The sequence below is a fragment of the Mycobacterium sp. 1274761.0 genome (assembly GCF_001668615.1).
GTDB lineage: Bacteria > Actinomycetota > Actinomycetes > Mycobacteriales > Mycobacteriaceae > Mycobacterium.
This window is the reverse complement of record NZ_LZMC01000042.1, coordinates 56,635-75,112: the sequence shown is the minus strand read 5'-3', so window position 1 is coordinate 75,112 and position 18,478 is coordinate 56,635. Positions and strand designations below refer to the sequence as shown.

17 protein-coding genes are annotated in these 18,478 nt (G+C 65.1%); 10 read left to right on the top strand and 7 right to left on the bottom strand.

Annotated features, from left to right (window positions below; translation table 11 throughout):
- Positions 1 to 2 precede the first annotated feature (2 nt).
- The 4 genes from A5651_RS07570 to A5651_RS07555 all read right to left on the bottom strand — a co-directional run bounded on the left by A5651_RS07570 (position 3) and on the right by A5651_RS07555 (position 4,699).
- Positions 3 to 848 (bottom strand): ABC transporter permease, encoded by an 846-nt coding sequence (locus A5651_RS07570; RefSeq protein WP_066977658.1) that lies wholly within the window; start codon positions 846 to 848, stop codon positions 3 to 5.
- A gap of 4 nt (positions 849 to 852) precedes the next feature.
- Positions 853 to 1,650 (bottom strand): ABC transporter permease, encoded by a 798-nt coding sequence (locus A5651_RS07565; RefSeq protein ID WP_066977655.1) that lies wholly within the window; start codon positions 1,648 to 1,650, stop codon positions 853 to 855.
- 347 nt (positions 1,651 to 1,997) lie between these two features.
- On the bottom strand, positions 1,998 to 3,206 hold the full coding sequence (locus A5651_RS07560; protein ID WP_066977653.1) for a CaiB/BaiF CoA-transferase family protein: 1,209 nt from the start codon (positions 3,204 to 3,206) through the stop codon (positions 1,998 to 2,000).
- On the bottom strand, positions 3,203 to 4,699 hold the full coding sequence (locus A5651_RS07555; RefSeq protein WP_066977650.1) for an aldehyde dehydrogenase family protein: 1,497 nt from the start codon (positions 4,697 to 4,699) through the stop codon (positions 3,203 to 3,205). Before A5651_RS07555 ends, A5651_RS07560 begins: the two co-directional genes overlap by 4 nt.
- A 243-nt stretch (positions 4,700 to 4,942) precedes the next feature.
- Here A5651_RS07555 and A5651_RS07550 point away from each other — a divergent pair, with 243 nt between their 5' ends.
- From A5651_RS07550 to A5651_RS07535, 4 genes are all read left to right on the top strand, one after another.
- On the top strand, positions 4,943 to 5,647 hold the full coding sequence (locus tag A5651_RS07550; RefSeq protein ID WP_066977647.1) for an SDR family NAD(P)-dependent oxidoreductase: 705 nt from the start codon (positions 4,943 to 4,945) through the stop codon (positions 5,645 to 5,647).
- Between the two features lie 26 nt (positions 5,648 to 5,673).
- Positions 5,674 to 5,868, top strand: coding sequence for a ferredoxin (locus A5651_RS07545; RefSeq protein ID WP_066977645.1), 195 nt, complete (start codon positions 5,674 to 5,676; stop codon positions 5,866 to 5,868).
- A gap of 12 nt (positions 5,869 to 5,880) precedes the next feature.
- Positions 5,881 to 7,248, top strand: coding sequence for a cytochrome P450 (locus A5651_RS07540; RefSeq protein ID WP_369803924.1), 1,368 nt, complete (start codon positions 5,881 to 5,883; stop codon positions 7,246 to 7,248).
- 66 nt (positions 7,249 to 7,314) lie between these two features.
- A complete protein-coding gene (locus tag A5651_RS07535; protein WP_066977639.1) occupies positions 7,315 to 7,752 on the top strand; it encodes a hypothetical protein in 438 nt (145 codons plus the stop codon).
- Here the strand turns inward: A5651_RS07535 and A5651_RS07530 are convergent, their stop codons facing one another.
- Both A5651_RS07530 and A5651_RS07525 read right to left on the bottom strand, forming a co-directional pair.
- Positions 7,753 to 9,204 carry an amidase gene (locus A5651_RS07530; RefSeq protein WP_066977636.1) on the bottom strand — a complete coding sequence of 484 codons (1,452 nt, stop codon included), beginning with the start codon at positions 9,202 to 9,204 and terminating at the stop codon, positions 7,753 to 7,755.
- A 97-nt stretch (positions 9,205 to 9,301) separates the two neighbouring features.
- Complete coding sequence (locus tag A5651_RS07525; protein ID WP_066977633.1) at positions 9,302 to 9,742, bottom strand: hypothetical protein; 441 nt, start codon at positions 9,740 to 9,742, stop codon at positions 9,302 to 9,304.
- 212 nt (positions 9,743 to 9,954) lie between these two features.
- Here A5651_RS07525 and A5651_RS07520 point away from each other — a divergent pair, with 212 nt between their 5' ends.
- The 6 genes from A5651_RS07520 to A5651_RS07495 are packed head-to-tail and all read left to right on the top strand — an operon-like array spanning position 9,955 to position 17,256.
- A complete protein-coding gene (locus A5651_RS07520) occupies positions 9,955 to 11,160 on the top strand; it encodes a cytochrome P450 (protein ID WP_066977631.1) in 1,206 nt (401 codons plus the stop codon).
- Positions 11,157 to 11,993, top strand: a complete 837-nt coding sequence (locus A5651_RS07515; protein WP_066977628.1) for a mycofactocin-coupled SDR family oxidoreductase — start codon at positions 11,157 to 11,159, stop codon at positions 11,991 to 11,993. Before A5651_RS07520 ends, A5651_RS07515 begins: the two co-directional genes overlap by 4 nt.
- A 26-nt stretch (positions 11,994 to 12,019) precedes the next feature.
- Positions 12,020 to 12,991, top strand: coding sequence for an enoyl-CoA hydratase/isomerase family protein (locus A5651_RS07510; protein ID WP_066977609.1), 972 nt, complete (start codon positions 12,020 to 12,022; stop codon positions 12,989 to 12,991).
- 4 nt (positions 12,992 to 12,995) lie between these two features.
- Complete coding sequence (locus A5651_RS07505) at positions 12,996 to 15,233, top strand: CaiB/BaiF CoA-transferase family protein (RefSeq protein WP_066977606.1); 2,238 nt, start codon at positions 12,996 to 12,998, stop codon at positions 15,231 to 15,233.
- Entirely contained in the window at positions 15,230 to 15,994 is a 765-nt protein-coding gene (locus A5651_RS07500) for an SDR family NAD(P)-dependent oxidoreductase (RefSeq protein ID WP_066977603.1), read from the top strand. Before A5651_RS07505 ends, A5651_RS07500 begins: the two co-directional genes overlap by 4 nt.
- Positions 15,991 to 17,256 carry a hypothetical protein gene (locus tag A5651_RS07495; protein WP_066977600.1) on the top strand — a complete coding sequence of 422 codons (1,266 nt, stop codon included), beginning with the start codon at positions 15,991 to 15,993 and terminating at the stop codon, positions 17,254 to 17,256. The genes A5651_RS07500 and A5651_RS07495 overlap by 4 nt, the downstream gene beginning before the upstream one ends.
- Here the strand turns inward: A5651_RS07495 and A5651_RS07490 are convergent.
- The gene (locus tag A5651_RS07490) at positions 17,244 to 18,458 is read right to left on the bottom strand and encodes a Xaa-Pro peptidase family protein (protein WP_066977597.1); all 1,215 of its coding nucleotides are present in this window, start codon (positions 18,456 to 18,458) and stop codon (positions 17,244 to 17,246) included. The genes A5651_RS07495 and A5651_RS07490 overlap by 13 nt on opposite strands.
- Positions 18,459 to 18,478: the final 20 nt, after the last annotated feature.

Sequence of the window (18,478 nt, the reverse complement as noted above, 5' to 3'; positions counted from 1 at the left end):
CCCTAACCCGACAGGTTGAAGTTGCCGTTGGAACCGTAGACCGATATCGAGACCAGAAGCGTCACCGTCACCACGACGACAAGCGATGTGCGCACCGCGTTACCCACCGCGACGCCGACGCCCGACGGGCCCCCAGACGCGAAATAGCCGTAGTACGTGTGAACCAGCAGGATCGCGATCGCCATCAGGATTGCCTGCAGGAACGACCAGAGCAGATCAATCGGGTTGAGGAAGGTGTCGAAGTAGTGGGCGTACAACCCGCTGGACTGGCCCAGCAGAAACACCGTGGTGAACTGGCTGGCGAGAAAGGACATGATGACCGCGATCGCGTAGAGCGGCGTGATGGCGGTCATGCCTGCCACGATCCGGGTAGACACCAGGTACTCGACGGGCCGAATTGCCATCGATTCGAGGGCGTCGATTTCCTCGTTGATGCGCATTGCGCCCAGCTGCGCTGTGACGCCCGCACCGAAGGTTGCGGCCAAACCGATCCCTGCTACCACTGGCGCGGCGATGCGCACGTTGATGAACGCCGATAGGAACCCTGTCAGCGCCTCGATGCCGATGTTGCCCAGCGAACTGTAACCCTGAATCGCGAGCACGCCACCGGTGGCGAGGGTGAGGAACCCGACGATTACCACGGTGCCGCCGATCATCGCCAATGTCCCTGCGCCCATGCTGATTTCGGCGATCAGGCGAATGATCTCCTTGCGGAAATGCACAGTGGCGTGGGGCACGCCGCGCAGCGCCCTCAGGTAAAACAGAACGTGGTCGCCGATGTTGCCGAAAAAGTTGACAGGGCGGCGTGCTTGGCGGAAAACCCTCGGATAAACAGCTCTCAGTGCCATCGAGCTATCCCGTCGTCATCCGGATGCCGATGGCGGTCACGACCACGTTGACCACGAAGAGCGACATGAACGCGTACACCACGGTTTCGTTGACAGCGTTTCCAACGGCTTTGGCACCGCCACCGGTGATCGTCAAGCCGCGGTAACACGCCACCAGACCAGCGATCAGACCGAATAGCAGGGCTTTCACGCACGAGATGATCACCTCGGGCACGCCGGTCAGCAGTGTGATGCCCGCGGCGAAGGCACCAGGGTTCACGTCCTGGATGAGAACCGAGAACACGTAGCCGCCAAGAATGCCGATGATGACGACGAGGCTGTTCAATAGCAGCGCGACCAAACCCGACGCCAGCATGCGAGGAGTCACCAGTCGTTGGACCGGGTTGATACCAAGAACTTCCATGGCCTCGATTTCCTCGCGGATAGTGCGCGAGCCCAGGTCGGCGCACATCGCCGTGGCCCCGGCTCCCGCCACGATCAAGACCGTCACCAACGGACCGAGCTGTGTCACCGCGCCGAACGCGGCGCCAGCGCCGCTGAGATCGGCCGCGCCGAGCTCGCGCAGCAAGATATTCAGCGTGAATGACACAAGGGTCGTGAAGGGAATGGCCACCAACAGCGTCGGCAACATCGACACCCGCGCGACGAACCACGCTTGCTCCAAAAACTCGCGCCATTGGAAGGGCCGGCGAAAGATGAAGATGAATGCGTCTTTTGCCATCGCGAAGAGGCCTCCGATGGCCTGCATCGGTCCGGAAAGACTTTTTCCGAGGGAAACCCCGGTGGGCCATCTATCCGCCATCGACAACCGGTCCTTTCCCAGACTCGGCCGTCGAGATGGTGCCCGGCGCATGCAGGGACTGCGCGACAAGCTTCGTCGTTAAGCCCACGCACATTCTTCGACTTGGTATCCCCCACCTCGCGTTCACAGTTAAGCCTCCGCCGATCGATGTGATCCCGGCTTCGACGATGTGCAGCCCCCGTACTGTTCGGCGAATCCGAACAACTTATAGCTGATCGCCTCGATCGCCGGAAACAAATCGTGAACTTCGGTCACATTGACCCCCGATTGCGTCGTTGCTGTCGCATCGCGGGACTCTTCGGACGGCTTCGTGCGGCCTTGTCGCAGGGCATGTGGTCCTTTGCTATCTACGTGACCGCGCCGGCCGTCTTGAGCTCGATGATGCGGTCCCAATCCAACCCGAGCTCCAGCAGAATCTCGTCAGTCTGCTCTGCGAACGCAGGCGCCGGTCCGGATTGGGGTGCAGTGACATCAAACTGCACCGGATTCGCCACCAATTCGAGCTCGCCAGCCTGTACCAGGTATTCGTTGGCGCGGATCTGCGCGTCCTCGACGGCCTGCAGGGTGTCTTGCACCGGCGCCCACGGACCGAGCAGCGTCGCAAACCGCTCACTCCATTCGGCGAGCGGCCGCTTCGACATCGCCTCGGTCAAGATCCCCGTCGCCACCGCGGTATTTTCCGCGATGGACTCGGCGGTGGCGAACCGCGGATCGTCGGCGAACTCCTCAAGATCCATGTGCGTGCACACGTCGGCCCAGAACTTCGTCGGCTGCATCATGACGAAAGATATGTACCGGTCGTCGGCGGTGGGATACAAGCCGACAAGCGGGTTGATGGGCGAGCCGTGCACGCCGGGCGGGAATGCCTCCATGCGTTCGCCGAGGTGCTTGGTCAGCGCGACGGTGTGACCCAACGACCAGAACCCGCTGCCGAGCAGCGAGACGTCGACGATCGACGGCTCGCCTGTGCGTTCACGCTTCAGCAGCGCCGCAGCGATACCTCCCGCCAGGTTCGTACCGCTGATGGTGTCGCCGTAGGCCGGACCCGGCGGGCCGACCATGCCCGGCGTGCCGGGCGGGGTGATGGTCGCCGCGGTGCCCGCACGGCACCAGAAGGCGGTCATGTCGTATCCACCCTTGACCGACTCCTCGCCGCGCGGCCCGAGCGCACTGCCCCGGGCGTAGATGATCTTGGGGTTGACGGCGCGGATGTCATCGACGTCGATACCGAACTTCTGGCGATGGCCGGGCAGGAAGCTGGTCAGGAAGACGTCGCTGCGCTTGGCGAGTTCGAGCAGCACCTCTCGGCCCTCGGGAACTGACATGTCGAGCCCGATGCTGCGCTTGTTGCGATTGGCGTGCTCGATGTTGGGATTTGGATCGCCCTCCACGCGCAGCAGCCCGGTCTGGCGCAGTCCGCGCTGCGGGTCACCGGTGACCGCGTGCTCGACCTTGATGACGTCGGCGCCCCATTCGGTGAGCACCGCACCAGCCGACGGCACGAAGCCGTACATCGCGACTTCGAGAACGCGAATGCCGTCAAGAGGCGCACTCATGACACCACCGTCGCAATCGTCTTGCGCTCCAGGAACTCCTCCAGGCCCGCGGCGCCCATCTCCCTGCCGATGCCGGACTGCTTGTAGCCGCCGAACGGGCTGTCGGGGCCGAAGTACATGCCGCCGTTGACCGACAACGTGCCGGTGCGGATGCGGCGCGCGACCGCCAGCGCGCGGTCCTCGCTACCGAAGACCGCACCCGAGAGCCCGTAGATCGAGTTGTTGGCGATGCGAACCGCGTCGTCATCGTCCTCATAGCGGATGACGACCAGCACCGGTCCGAACACCTCCTCCTGGGCGATCTCGCTGTCCGGATCGACGTCGGTCATCAGCGTCGGCTTATAGAAGAAGCCAGGGCTCACCTTCTCGCCACCGGTAACCAACGTCGCGCCCGCCTCGACGGCGCGCTTGACCATGCCGTCGACCTTGTCGCGCTGCTTCTCGCTGATCAGCGGACCCGTATAGGTGCCCTCCTCGGCGGGGTTGCCGTAGTTCACCACCTCGAGGTTGTTCTTCAGCTTCTCGACAATCTCGTCGTGGTGCTTGGTCGGCACCAGGATCCGCGTCGTGATCGCGCACCCCTGACCCGAGTGGCTGGCCACGGCGAACGCGGTGAACAGTGCGGCCGTGTCGAAGTCGCCGTCGTCGAGCACGATCGCCGCCGACTTGCCACCGAGTTCGAGGAAGACGCGTTTACAGGTCTCACTCGCCGCGGCCATGATCGCCCGGCCGGTCGGTGTGGAGCCGGTGAAGGTGATCATGTCGACGTCCGGGCTCGTGGTCAGCGCGACACCCACTTGGGAATCGGTGCCGGAAAGCACGTTGACGACACCGGCGGGGATGTCGGTGTGTTCGGCGATCAACTCGCCGAGGGCGAGTGTGATCAGCGGTGTGTCCGGTGCGCCCTTGAGGACAACGGTGCAGCCGGCCGCCAGCGCGGGCGCGAGCTTTGCCAGCGCCAACTGGGTCGGATAGTTGTAGGCGATGATCGCCGCCACCACCCCCGCGGCCTCTTTTTCCACCCAGCGGTGGTGCTGCATCCCGTGGCTCTCGCTGTTGCCGAGATCCTCGGTCAGCGGGTAGGTCTTCAGCAGATCGGCGTAGTGGCGCACGATCGCGATCGGCGCGTCGAGTTGAGCGCCCGCACACATGGCCGGCGTCGCACCGACTTCGGCGATGGTCAGCTCGGCGAGTTCGTCGCGATGCTCCACGAGGACGCGGTGCAGCTGGTCGAGGCAGGCGATCCGAAACTCGGTGTTCGTGGACCAGTCGGTGGTGTCGAACGCCCGCCGCGCCGCGGCGACTGCGGCATGCGCATCGGCGACCGACGCGTCAGGGGCATAGCCGACCGTTTCTTCGGTTGCGGGGTTGACGGACGCGAACGTCCCCGGCGTCTCCACCAGCTGACCATCGATCAGCATCCGCCGGGCGCCCCGTTGATCCGACGTGCCCGCCCCCGGCCCGCCGCCAGCGATCGTCGGCGCCTCCGTCATCCGGCCTCCCTAGCAAAGTTACAGTGTGATGGAAACTTCATTCTCATCCTCGGCGAATCATACATTCGCGTCACGAGAACTCAAGAAAATGAAGATGTCCTAGTCATGTGCCCTGATGACGGGTTTGAGGAAAAAACGCATGCGACAATTGGGCCTGATTTGTCTTGCGATACCGCACAATGCGAGAGTACGGTTCTCATATTCGGAAGGATGATTCTTGATGGTTGAGACGGGCGCCCAGTCGTGACGACCGCCGTCGTCACCGGAGGCGGTTCAGGTATCGGCCGGGCCGTCGCCCATCGGCTGAGCTCCGACGGGTATCACGTCGCCACCCTCGATCTCGTCGACTCCGATGAGAAGTTCGCCTACATCGCCGACGTCACCGACCGCGCCGCCGTCGACGCTGCGCTGGCCGGCGTGCGCGAGCAGCTCGGCCCGATCACCGTCCTGGTGAACGCAGCAGGTATGGAACGGTTCAAACGGTTCCACGACCTCACGTTCTCCGACTTCAACCGCGTCGTGGACGTGAACCTCAACGGCGTCTTCCACTGTGTGCAAGCGGTGTTGCCGGACATGATCGAGGCAGGCTGGGGCCGGATCGTCAACATCTCCTCGTCCAGCGCCCAGTCCGGCCAGCCGTACATGTCGGCCTACGTCGCAGCGAAGTCGGCGGTGAATGGGCTGACCAAGTCGCTGGCGCTGGAGTACGGGCCCATGGGCATCACGGTCAACGCGGTCCCGCCCGGATTCATCGACACCCCGATGCTGCGCAAGTCCGAGGAGCGCGGACTCCTCGGCGGCACCGTCGAGGAACACATCGCCCGCACCCCGGTGCGCCGGGTCGGCAAGCCCGAAGACATCGCCGCCGCATGCGCATTCCTGATCTCTGAGGAGGCCGGCTACATCACGGGTCAGATCCTCGGGGTCAACGGCGGCCGGAACACCTGAGCCGAAACGTCTAGCGGAGGTCACGAATGAAGGTTTCTGTCGACTCGGGGCGCTGCCAGGGTCACACGCTGTGCGCGATGATCGCCCCGGATGCATTCGAGCTCAGCGACATTGACGGCACGTCGTCACCGGCGAACGAAATCGTTCCGCCCGGGCAGGAAGAAGCGGTGCGCGAAGCGGCGCACTCATGCCCCGAACAGGCCATCTCGATCGAGGAGTGAAGGTTGACCACCATCGACGACTTCGCCGAAGACTCAGCCGCCGACAGCGAGCGCAAGAAGAATCGCTATCACTTCGACCGCCACACGCCGGAGTACCGGTTGCAGTTCGAGAAGATCACCGAAGAGATGCAGGCCAAGTGTCCGATGGCGTGGTCGGACACCTACGACGGGCACTGGGTCGCTGCGGGCAGCAAGGAAGTCTTCGAGCTCGCCCGCTGCCCTGCGGTGTCCAACCACCATGATTTGACGGGCGAGACGCCGTATCAGGGCATCACGATTCCGAAGGCGCAGCGGGCCACGGTGGTGCGTGGCGGCATCCTCGAGATGGACGAGCCCGAGCACAGCCTCTACCGCGGCGCGCTCAACCCCTACCTCTCCCCCGCGGCAGTCAAGCGGTGGGAACCGTTCGTCAACGAAATCGTGCGGGCGGCATTGGACGAGAAAATCGAGTCCGGCCACATCGACTTCGTCGACGATCTGGCCAACATCGTCCCGGCCGTGCTCACGCTGGCGATGATGGGCATCGAGCTCAAGAAGTGGCCGGTGTACAGCGAACCCGCTCACCTTTCGGTGTCAACCCCTGAGCATTCGCCCGATGCCCCCCGGGTCGCCGAGATGAACCGACAGATGGGCATCGACATGATCAACACCATGAACGAGGTCCGCGAGAATCCGCGGCCGGGCCTGGTGAACGCCCTCCTGCAGCTGCGGATCGACGGCGAGCCCGCACCCGACCTGGAGATACTCGGCAACCTCGGCCTGATCATCGGCGGCGGCTTCGACACCACGACGGCGTTGACCGCGCACGCGCTCGAGTGGTTGTCGGAAAATCCGGGCCAGCGCGAGTTGCTCAGCCGCGAACGCGACAAACTGCTCAACCCGGCCACCGAAGAGTTCCTGCGCTACTTCACCCCTGCCCCGGGCGACGGCCGCACGTTCTCCGACGACGTCGAGTTCGAGGGCACCCGCTTCAAAGAGGGTGAGCGGCTGTGGATTTCCTGGGCGATGGCCAACCGCGACCCCTCGGTGTTCGAGAAGCCCCACGAAGTCATCCTCGACCGAAAAGGCAACCGCCACTTCAGTTTCGGTATCGGTGTGCACCGCTGCGTCGGGTCCAACGTTGCGCGGACGGTGTTCAAATCGATGCTGACTGCCGTGCTCGACCGCATGCCGGATTATGTCTGCGATCCCGAGGGCACCGAGCACTACGAGACCATCGGGGTCATCCAGGGCATGAAGCACCTGCCGACGACGTTCACGCCCGGCAAGCCGCTGGGACCGGGCCTGGACGAGACGCTGGAGAAACTGCAGCGCATCTGCAACGAGCAGGAACTCGCGCGACCGATTACGGAGCGCAAAGAGGCCGCCGTCATCGACTGAAACGCCGACGAAGGCTTGGGCGAATGGTTTGATAGACAGCCTGTAGCGCGGCGAGGAGGGACGATCGTGAGACGTTTGACTGCTATCAGCGCGGCGATCGTGGTCGCTCTCGGCGCGCTCACGTTCGCGCCACCAGCCAAAGCGTTCATGACACTGGGCAATTACGACCTACTCACCAACCGGTACGACCGGGCGTCGTGGGTGTGGTGGATTTCCACCTGCATCCCGGAGAAATCGCCAGACTGTGTCGACGTCAACGGCATATCCCGACTGAAGTACTACTACGAGTACGGCGGCAAGGCACACCTCGACGGTGACATCTACACCTTGGTGGTCGACGTACCCGACGGCCTGCGCTGTCCCGGCCAGGTGCTGCCCTCACGCGACACTTACACCTGGAACCAGGTCACGCTGGCCGGCGAGATCAATTCCACCTACGACGTCGGCTGCTTCGGCGGCCCTCCCGGAACCCAGTTCTGGACGTTCGCGCTGCAGCGGTTGTAGTCATACTCCGGGTGGTGCGACGAAGCCTCCCAACACCTGCTCGACCAGGCGACCGGCAGTAAGTGTCGTCCGGTCCTCGAGATAGGGGCCGATGATCTGCATCCCCACCGGCAGGCCCGACGCCGTACGGCCCACCGGCACCACTGTCGCCGGCAGATGCGCCAACGTCGCCAGCGCCACCCACGCCATCAGGTCGGTGTAGGGCCGGACCGCGCCGTTGACCTCGATCACCCTGTCGGTAAACGGCTCGCGGTGATCGTGCGCGATTGCGGGCACCATCGCCACCGGGGTGAGCAGCGCGTCGACGTCGACGAAGTAGTTCGCCATCAAAGCCCGAAGCTGTTCCCGCTTCTCGGTGGCAAACGCCCAGTCGCGGTAGCGCTGCGTAGCGAAGCGCGCCGTGCGCGCCAACGGCCGATCATCGTCGTCGGCCAGCGAGGCCGCCAGCTTCACCATGCCGTCGAAAGACTGCTGCCCCATGCCGGATAGCAGGATCGGATACAGAAACTGCTGATAGAGCCGCACCACGTCCGGCATCGCGACGGCCGGCCGCTTATCGACCAGTCGCGCCCCGCCGGCCTGCAGCGCGTCCGCTGCTGCAGCTAGGACCGTCGCCACCTCGGCGTCGACGGGATAGTCCGAGTCACCGAGCCAGAGCGCGAGCCGCAGATCCTCCAGCGCGGTGGCGCGCGGCGGCGGAAGCTCTAACCGCCAGCCGACTGCGGCGTCACCCGCCGCGCCCGCGATCACGTCCAGGGCCAGCTCGAGGTCGGTGACGTCGCGTGCCAACGGACCGACGACGGCGAGGTCGGTGCTGGCGAGTCTGCCCGGGGCGGGTGGCAAGTGACCCGCTTGCGAGACGATGCCCCACGTCGTCTTGTGTCCGCAGACCCCGGTCCAATTCGCCGGGAAGCGGATCGATCCGCCGATGTCACTGCCCAGCTCCAGAGCCGTCATCCCGGTCGCGACCGCCGCCGCGGCGCCACCCGAGGATCCGCCGGTGGTCCGCGCGGTATCCCACGGGTTGTTGGTGGTACCGAAGATCGCGTTGTACGTCTGCCAGTCCCCCGCCTGCGCGGGAGTGTTGGTCTTGCCGAATATCACCGCACCGGCGCAGCGAAGCCGTCGCACCGCCTCGGCGTCCCCCTCTGGCACGTGATCCCAGGCGGGCAGCCCGCAGGTGGTCCGCATGCCCGCGGTCTGGAAGGTGTCCTTGACGGTCATCGGCACGCCGTGCAGTGGACCGATGTCGTCGCAGCGCGCCAACTCGGCATCCGCGGCGTCCGCGGCGCCGCGCGCCCCGTCGGGGTCTGTGGTGACGACGGCGTTCACTAGCGGGTTGACTGCTTCGACACGGGCGAGGTAGTACTCGAGCAACTCGCGGCTCGATACGTCACCGCGCCGGATGGCCGCTGCCAGCACATGTGCGGGCTGCAAAGCGATGTCCTCCATGCCGGTTGCCCTTTCTCTCGAGCAAACAGGACGAAAAGCAGCGAATGAAACCGCCTGTGCGGCGGCGACATTGAGGGCGGCTGGTTGGTTCGCCTGGCTAGGCGTGACCCATTTGAAGGTCCACGGTGCCCGCCGTGATCGGGGTCGGGCTGCCGCAAGCCGGTCCATCCGAGCTACTGACGATCTTTCCGCGAAGCGTCTGCGGATCCAGCGACAGCACCATCGTGCCGCTGGCCCATGTGCCGTTCTTGCAGTCGACCGCTTCTGCTCTGTGCGTTGAGCCGGTCCAGCGACCGTCCACCAGATGCATTTGCCAACTGATGTCGATGTCACCGTCGACTTGTTTGCAACCGGGTCCGCAGGAACTGACGGTCCACATTGCGTCGGCCGCTCCAGGATGGTGGCCTGGCGCGAGTCCAGCGGTGCGAACAACGATGTACTTGCCGTCTTCGAAGTTGTCGGCGTACGCCGGCCCGGCGACGGCTAACGCCGCCACCCCCGTCAACGCGGCCGATGCCGCAATTCTGACGATCGTCATGCTCTCCCCTCACGCCCGTCCATTCATTGTCGGGGCAGGGCGTTCGCCGCGGCGCACTATTGGCGAGATTGTCGGCCGGCTCGCGGCGGCCGATGGCCGCTGCCCGTGCATGTGCGGGCTTAAAAGCGATGTCAGACATGCCAACCGGCCTTTCTTTTAAGCAGAGAGTACAAACAGCCCGAAGGCGTTCCGGCGCTGAAACACTGGGCCTTGTGACTGTAAGCGCCGGGAGTGACGTCTATTACGACCCGTATGACGTCGACCTCAACGCGGACCCGTACCCGATGTTCCGCCGGATCCGCGAGGAAGCGCCTCTCTATTTCAATGAGCGGCACGGTTTCTTCGCGCTGAGCCGGTACGACGACGTGGACGCCGCCCTGCACGACTTCGAGACGTTCAGCTCAGCGCGCGGCGCGGTGCTCGAGATCATCCAGTCCGGCATGGAGATCCCGTCGGGCACACTGATCTTCGAGGACCCGCCGATCCACAACATCCACCGCAAGCTGCTGTCGCGGATCTTCACACCGCGCAAGGTGGCCGCCCTGGAACCGAAGATCCGCGAGTTCACCGCACGCTGCCTGGACCCGTTGGTCGGCACGGGCCGGTTCGACTTCGTCAAAGACCTCGGCGCACAGATGCCGATGAAGGTCATCGGCATGCTGCTCGGCATCCCCGAGTCGGACCAGGCGTATGTCTCAGAGCACGGCGACTCGACACTGCGCACTGAGCGCGGCGGCAAGATGACCGAGAACCCCGACGCTGTCATCGCCACCGGCGAAGTATTTGCCTCTTACATCGACTGGCGCGCCGAGCACCCGTCCGATGACATCATGACCGAGTTGCTGGCCGCCGAGTTCGCCGACGAAACCGGCGTGATCCGGCGCTTGGGCCGCGACGAGCTGCTGCTGTACCTGCAGGTGATCTCGACCGCGGGCAGCGAAACGACCACCCGGCTGCTGGGCTGGGCGGGCAAGGTGCTCGCCGAGCACCCCGACCAGCGACGCGATCTGGTCGCCAACCGCACGCTGCTGCCCGCCGCGATCGAAGAACTGCTGCGGTTCGAGCCGCCCGCCCCGCATGTCAGTCGCTACGTGACACGCGATGTGGAGTACTACGGTCAAACCGTGCCTGCTGGCAACGCGATGATGCTGATCGTCGGTGCCGCCAACCGCGACCCGCGCCGGTTCGGCGCGGACAGTGAGGTGTTCAACATCCACCGCCGACCGCAAAGCCACCTCGCCTTCGGTATCGGCACCCACTTCTGCCTGGGTAACGCATTGGCCCGTCTCGAGGGGCGCGTCGCCCTCGACGAGATCCTCAACCGCTTCCCGGAGTGGGAGGTCGACCTCACCGATGCCGAGCTCAGCCCCACGTCGACGGTCCGCGGCTGGGAGTCCATGCCGGCCGTGACGTCATGACGGGACGCGTCGAGGGCAAGGTCGCATTCATCACCGGTGCGGCGCGCGGGCAAGGTCGCAGCCACGCCGTGCGGCTGGCGTCCGAAGGGGCCGACATCATCGCGCTCGACATCTGCAAGCCGATCGACAACGTGGTGTATCCCGCGTCGACTCCCGCCGACCTCGCCGAAACCGTCGCATTGGTCGAGAAGACCGGCAGGCGAATCATCGCCTCGGAGGCCGACGTTCGCGACTACGAAGCGGTGAAGGCCGTCGTCGACGCTGGTATGGCGGAGCTGGGCAGGCTCGACATCGTGGTGGCCAACGCGGGCATCGGCAATGCGGGAAACAAGCTGCACAAGATCGGTGAGCGCATCTGGCAGGACATGATCGACGTCAACCTGTCGGGTGCGTGGAAGTCGGTGAAAGCATCTGTGCCGCATGTCATTGCCGGCGGACGCGGCGGCTCGATCATCTTGACCAGCTCGGTCGGCGGCATGAAGGCACATCCACACACCGGCCACTACATCGCCGCCAAACACGGTGTGGTGGGTTTGATGCGCACCTTCGCCGTCGAGTTGGGGCATTACTCGATCCGCGTCAACTCGGTGCACCCGACCCAGGTGAACACGCCGATGGCACTGAACGACGCGACCTTCCGATTGTTCGCCCCCGACAAGGAGAGTCCCGGCCCCGAGGATTTCGCGCCCGTGTCGCAGATGATGCACACGCTGCCGGTGCCGTGGGTGGAGCCCGAGGACATCAGCAACGCCGTACTGTTCTTCGCCTCTGACGAATCACGTTACGTCACAGGCGTCCAGCTGCCCGTTGATGCGGGCTGTCTACTCAAGTAACCAGGATGAGACAAAGGGAGACGGGCATGCCGGATTACGACTACGAAGAAATGAAGAAGGAAGCGCAGCAGTACATCAAGTTCGAGAAGGACAAGAAGAACCGGATCGCCTACATCACCTTCGACCGGCCGGAAGCGCAGAACTCGACCACGCTGGGCATGCGGCAGAACTACGCCGACCTGATCCACAAGTGCAATGTGGACGACGACGTCAAGGTCGTCGTGATCCGCGGGGAGGGCGAGGATTTCGGCAGTGGCGGGGATCTGCCCGAGCAGCGCGGCATGCTGGAGAACCCCGGCATGCCGCTGCTGCACGAGCTGGCCATCAACGACGAAGACGTGCGCTATCCACCGGGTGGGTCCTACCGCTACCTGTCGACGGTGACCGACTTCTACGCCAAGGCCCGCGCGGGCAACCGGCCGCTGCAGGAGTTGCGCAAGATCAGCATCATCGAAGCGAAGGGCTACTGCTACGGGTGGCACTTCTACCAGGCCGGTGACGCCGACCTCGTCATCTCATCCGACGACGCGCTGTTCGGCCATCCCGCGTTCCGCTACGTGGGATGGGGACCGCGGCTATGGTGGTGGGCCGAGACCATGGGCCTCCGCAAGTTCTCTGAAATGCTGTTCACCGGAAGGCCTTTCAGTGCCAAGGAAATGTACGACTGCGGCTTCGTCAACAGCGTCGTGCCACGCGATCAGTTGGAGAAGGAAACCGAGAAGTACGCGCTGGCATGCTCGAAGGCCCGCCCCACCGACACCGTCGCGGTGCAGAAGACCTTCCTCGAGCTCTACAAGCAGCACAAGGGTGAATACTTCGGCAGCCTGCTCACGGGCATGGTCGAGGGCATGCTGCCGATGATCCAGAACGATCAGCAGAACGAGGTCGACCTCACCGAGGGCACCTTCGAGAAGGGGCTCAACAACGTGGTGAAGGACAACGACCTGAACTTCCCACCCGAGTGGCGGCTGAGCCGCTCGGGCCGCAACAAGCCGTGAGTTCGTGTCTGCGCTGAAGGGACTCCGCGTCGTCGAGCTTGCCGAATCCGTGGCCGGCGAGTACTGCGGCAAGCTGCTCGCCGACTTCGGCGCCGACGTGGTCAAGGTCGAACGGCCCGGGTGCGGCAGTCACACCCGGGCCATGACCCCGCCCAGCGTGTTCGCCTATCTCAACACCAACAAGCGCTCCGTCGAACTCGACGCCGACGATCAGGCCGTACAGGTGCTCATTGCGTCGGCACATGCCGTCATCGACGATCACGCGTCGGCCGCCGAACTCGCCAAGCGCCACCCCGACGTCGTCGTCTGCTCGATCACGCCGTTCGGCCACGACACGCCCGATGAGCTGCGGAACGCCAAAGCCATCAACGTCTTCCATGCCAGTGGATGGGGCTACCACACTCCCAGCCACGCCGACCCGATGAAACCTCCCCTCAAGGGCCCCGGCCGGTTCCTCGCCGATTACGAAGCCGGCCTCGACGCCGCGCTGTGCGTGGCGTCGTGCCTGTTCGCCCAGATGCACCGCGGCCAAGGCGAATTCATCGACATCTCCGCCCATGCGGTGCTGGTTTCGCGCACCGACTGCATTTTGGGCCGCTTCATCACCGGCGAGATCACCCCCGAGGGCACCCGCGACGACTACGACCAGCAGGGCCCGGCGTCGTTCTTCGCGTGCCGCGACGGCTATGTCTACCTCTACATGACCAACGGCTATCACTGGGTGGCGCTCAAGAAGCTGATGGGACACCCTCAGTGGCTCGACGAGTTCGACGACGACTGGCTGGAGTTCTCGGTGACGCCCGAGAAGGTAGCGCGGTTTCACCGCGGCTTCGCCCCGTGGATTGCAGACCACGACAGACACACCGTCGCCGAGCAGGCTCAGCGCCTCGGCGTTCCGCTGGTTCCGGTCCACACCGTCGACGAGTTACCGGCACTGCCGCAGTACCGCCACCGCAACTTCTTTCGCGACGTCACCCACCCGGTACTGGGCGCCGCCGCCTACGCAGGCGTTCCCTATCTGTTGAGTGCTTCCCCGGCCGAAATCAGCAGCTGCGCACCGGCTCTCGGTCAGCACACGGCTGAAGTGCTCGCTGGCCCTGCGCCGCGGCAACGGCTCAGAGTCACCACCCCGCAACTGAAATCGCCGCAGAGACCGCGGGGCGGACCGCTGGAGGGTGTGCGGGTCGTCGAATTGACCAAGGTATGGGCCGGCCCGTACGCGGGCAAACTGCTGGCGTTCCTTGGCGCCGAAGTGATCAAGGTCGAAACCTCCACAAGGCCCGAGGAGATGCGGGCCTACGGCGGCACCGACATCGACCACGCCCCGTTTTTCCTCAGCATCAACCCCGAGATCCTCAGCGTCGACATCGACATCACGACCCCCGCCGGCTCCGCCCGGTTGCGTGAGCTCATCAGCCGCAGCGACATCGTCATCAACAACCTGCGACCCGGGGCCATGGAACGGCAAGGGCTCTCCTACGACGCATTGCGGGCCATCAAGGCCGACATCATCTCGGTGTCGATCAAGATGTGGGGCAACGACGGTCCCCTGGGCTACCAAACCGGCTATGCGCCGTGCTTCGCCGCGCTGGCCGGCCTCGCCTCGCTCGTGGGATACGAGGACGGCCCGCCGCTTGGCGCCAGCATGCGCTACGGCGACTCGACCGTCGGCGCCGCGGCCGCGTTCGCGGCCATCGCCGCTCTTCTGCACCGTGAACTCACCGGACACGGTCAGTTCGTCGACGTTTCTGCCGTCGAGGTGCTGACGTCGATGATCGGTGACTGTGTTGTGGAGCAGGCGCTGACCGGTGAGCGGCTCGAGCCGGACGGCAACCGCCACCGCGACCTGTCGCCGCACGGCTGCTATCCGTGCGCCGACGGCGACTGGATCACCATCGCGGCGGCCGACGACGCCGAGCGACGCGCACTGCACGACGTCCTCGGCGACGGTGACCTCCATCAGCTCACCCGGCCCCACGATGCGGCCGAGCTCGCGCGACGATTGCGACGCGCTGGCGTGGCCGCCACCAAGAGCGCGACTGCGCTCGACGTCATCGCCGATGAGTCGCTCTGGGAGCGCGGCGCATACCGCTTCGTGTCCGACCACCTCGAGGGTCAGCGACCGGTCCTCGGCCCGTCGTGGCGGATGTGGCGCAACGAGGCCCGGATCGAACGCGGAGCCCCGAATCTCGGTGAGCACAATGACTATGTGTTCGCCGACCAGATTCAGGAGACCCGATGACGACGAGCCTGTCGGGCACCGTGGCGTTGGTTACCGGAGCCAGCAGCGGGATCGGCGCCGCGACGGCCCGCGCGCTGGCCACGCAGGGTGCGGCGGTCGCACTGCTCGCCCGCCGCGCCGACCGGCTCGAGCAGCTGAAAGCCGACATCGAGTCCATCGGCGGTGCGGCGTTGGTCACGCCCGCCGATGTCACCGACTCAGACCAGGTGGCCGTCGCCATCGCAACCACGGTCGAGGGGTTGGGCCGCCTCGACATCCTGGTCAACAACGCCGGGCTGTTGCGGATGGGCGACGCCGCCGCTGCTCCTCTCGCGGACTGGGATGACCTTGTCTCGGTCAACGTGTCGGGCGTCCTCTACGCCACACACGCCGCGATCCCGCACCTGATCGCTGCGGCCGCCGACTCTCCGCGAGGTGTTGCCGATCTCGTCACGATCAGCTCGACCGGCGGCCGGGTGGCGCGGTCAGGGACCGCGGTGTACTCGTTGACCAAGTTCGGCGTCGGCGCGTTCAGCGAAGGCATCCGCCAGGAACTGATCGGCAAGCGGGTCCGCGTCGGGCTCGTCGAGCCGGGCACGGTGCAGACGGAAATCTTCGATTACCTTGACACCGAGGCGCATTCGGCCAACAGCCAGCGCACGGCCGGCATGGTCAAACTGCAGCCGGAGGACATCGCCGATGCGGTGGTGTACATGGTGACGCGCGATCGGCGGGTGGCAGTCAACGAGATGCTGGTCCGCGCGGCCGAGCAGACCTGGTGACGGGTCGCTGGTTCACCGGCGACGAGTCCGGTCTGTCGTTCCCCGCCGACCCGGCCACCCTGCGCGATGGCGGAGTCGCGTTTCTGATTAAGGCTTTTCAGACGCCTGTCACGGCCGTCACCCGGTGTGAGGAAGTTTCCGGCGGCAGCACTGGCCGCAAGGTGCTCCTCGACGTCACCTACCGCGAGCCGCGACCGGACCTGCACACCGAACTCTTCGTGAAGTTCTCCCGCGACTTCGACGACCCGGTCCGCGATCGCGGACGCACCCAGATGGCCTCCGAGGTCACGTTTGCGTCGCTGTCGTTGACGCCCGAGTTCCCCATCGTGGTGCCGCGCCCACAGTTCGCCGATTACCACCGTGAGTCCGGCACCGGCATCCTGATCACCGAGCGAATCCAATTCGGCAGCAACGGCATCGAACGGCAGTACCACAAGTGCTTGGATTACCAGATGCCTCGGGCCGCCGACCATTACCGCGCGCTGCTGACCGCGATCGCCCGCCTGGCGGGCGCGCATCGATCCGGCAGCTTGCCCGCTCAGCTCACCGGCCGGTTCCCCGTCGATCTGCGGGCCGCCGCGGTGGGCGAACCCCCACCGCTGAGCCCGGAAAAGTTGGCGCGGCGCGTCGCGCGACTCGCCGAGTTCGCCGAGGCGCGTCCTGGCCTGCTGCCCGCCAGCGTGCGCTCGGCCAACTTCTTCAATCGCTTCGCCGCCGAAGCTCAGCTGGTGCTGGAGCGAGAGTCAGCGATCTGGCGCCATCTCACCGACGCGACGGAATACATCGCGCTGAGCCACTGGAACGCCAACGTCGACAACGCATGGTTCTGGACTGACGATGGCGGCACGCTGAGATGCGGGTTGATGGACTGGGGCTGCGTCAGTCAGCTGAACGTGGCGATGGCCATCTGGGGTTCCATGTCGGGCGCCGAAACCGAGCTATGGGAACAGGATTTCGACGAGATCCTCGAGTTGTTCTGCGGTGAGGTGCATGCATCGGGCGGTCCGAAGCTTGATCCAGCGGCACTCGAGCAGCAGGTGCTGCTCTACGTCGCGTTGATGGGCATCACCTGGCTGCTGGACGTGCCCGCGCTGATCCGCGTCAAGGCACCCGAAGCGACGCATCGCACCGATCCGGCAATCAGGGGCGACGAACACGTCCGCGCCCCGCTGCAGATGCTGAGCAATGTGCTGAAACTCTGGGAGTCAAGGAATCTCACCGGAGCGTTGCGGACCCTTCGACGGTCAGTTCAGCTGCCATAGGGCGTGTACGGGTAGTCGGTGAGGCGGTACCAGCCGTCGTCGGTGGTGACGATGATCTCCTCGCTGCGGTAACCGCCGGTGCCGTCCTGCCAAATTACCGGCTCGAGCACCAGCGCCATGCCGGCCGGGAAGACGAAGTTGTCGTCGTATTCCTCGCCGAGATCGGTTCCTATCAAAGGTGCTTCGGCAGGATAGGTGCCGATGCCGTGTCCCAGATAGAAGTGTGGCAACCACGGTTTGGATCCGCCGTTGGCCGCAATCGCCGCGCGGGCAAGATCCCCGGAGGTGGCGCCCGCTCTCGTGACGGCGAGCACGGCGTCGAGGATCGCGCGCCACTGCAAGAACTGATCCTGTTGCACCACCGTGGGCTCCTGACCGACCAACCAGGTTCTGCCGAAGTCTGAACAGTAACCGGCGTAGGAGATGCTGACGTCGGTCCACAGAACGTCACCGGCTGCCAGTGCCCGCTCGGTGGTCAACAGCGGCAACGCAAGGTCGCCGTGCGTCGTCCACACGCCCTCGGCCCGCGATGGCGGCATCACCTGCCAGATCGACTCGAGCATGTTGGCCGTGGCGCCGAGCTCGAAGGCGTGGCGCACAAACGCTGCCGACAAATCAATCTGCCGCACGCCCGGCACGAGTTGCTTCTGGATGTCGACCATCGCCTCGTCGGTGATCCGGCATGCGCGCCGGATACACGACACCTCGTCGGCTGTCTTGACCAATTGAGCGGCCGCGACGACAAGCGTCGCGTCCGACGGTGGGCCGCCCGGGAACAACCGGTCGGCGGCCCGGCGCATCGCGCCCGACATCTCATCGACGGCCACACATGCGTTCGGAGGCACGAGGCCGGCAAGCATGCGGGCGAAATGCTCGACGCCTTCGTCGAATTCGAGGTACAGCGGTCCGTGCAGATGGTCAGGCGGTACCCGAAATTCGCTGGACGCACCCTCACGCAACGGCATGAACAGGTGCGGGTGTTCGTCGTCGGCCAGCACGATCGCTACGGGGCGCTCCACGTGGCCCAGACCGGCGTCGAGCATCGGCCAGCTCGCACCGGTCGCATATGTCACGTGCCCGTTGAGCAGAAGCACCAACGCGTCAACGCCCTGCTCGGCCATCGCCGCGCGGAGCCGGGCGCCGGTGTCGCGGTACATGCGCGCGCGGTCGGGCGCCTCGGGAATCAGTTCGACGGTCGTCATGTCTCCTACAGAAGTCCTGC

Coding starts and splice junctions, on each gene's coding strand:
- A5651_RS07555 (WP_066977650.1), bottom strand. CDS start 4,699: ATGACGGAGGCGCCGACGATCGCTGGCGGCGGGCCGGGGGCGGGCACG.
- A5651_RS07530 (WP_066977636.1), bottom strand. CDS start 9,204: ATGGAGGACATCGCTTTGCAGCCCGCACATGTGCTGGCAGCGGCCATC.
- A5651_RS07500 (WP_066977603.1), top strand. CDS start 15,230: ATGACGACGAGCCTGTCGGGCACCGTGGCGTTGGTTACCGGAGCCAGC.
- A5651_RS07525 (WP_066977633.1), bottom strand. CDS start 9,742: ATGACGATCGTCAGAATTGCGGCATCGGCCGCGTTGACGGGGGTGGCG.
- A5651_RS07545 (WP_066977645.1), top strand. CDS start 5,674: ATGAAGGTTTCTGTCGACTCGGGGCGCTGCCAGGGTCACACGCTGTGC.
- A5651_RS07570 (WP_066977658.1), bottom strand. CDS start 848: ATGGCACTGAGAGCTGTTTATCCGAGGGTTTTCCGCCAAGCACGCCGC.
- A5651_RS07490 (WP_066977597.1), bottom strand. CDS start 18,458: ATGACGACCGTCGAACTGATTCCCGAGGCGCCCGACCGCGCGCGCATG.
- A5651_RS07515 (WP_066977628.1), top strand. CDS start 11,157: ATGACGGGACGCGTCGAGGGCAAGGTCGCATTCATCACCGGTGCGGCG.
- A5651_RS07510 (WP_066977609.1), top strand. CDS start 12,020: ATGCCGGATTACGACTACGAAGAAATGAAGAAGGAAGCGCAGCAGTAC.
- A5651_RS07560 (WP_066977653.1), bottom strand. CDS start 3,206: ATGAGTGCGCCTCTTGACGGCATTCGCGTTCTCGAAGTCGCGATGTAC.
- A5651_RS07565 (WP_066977655.1), bottom strand. CDS start 1,650: ATGGCGGATAGATGGCCCACCGGGGTTTCCCTCGGAAAAAGTCTTTCC.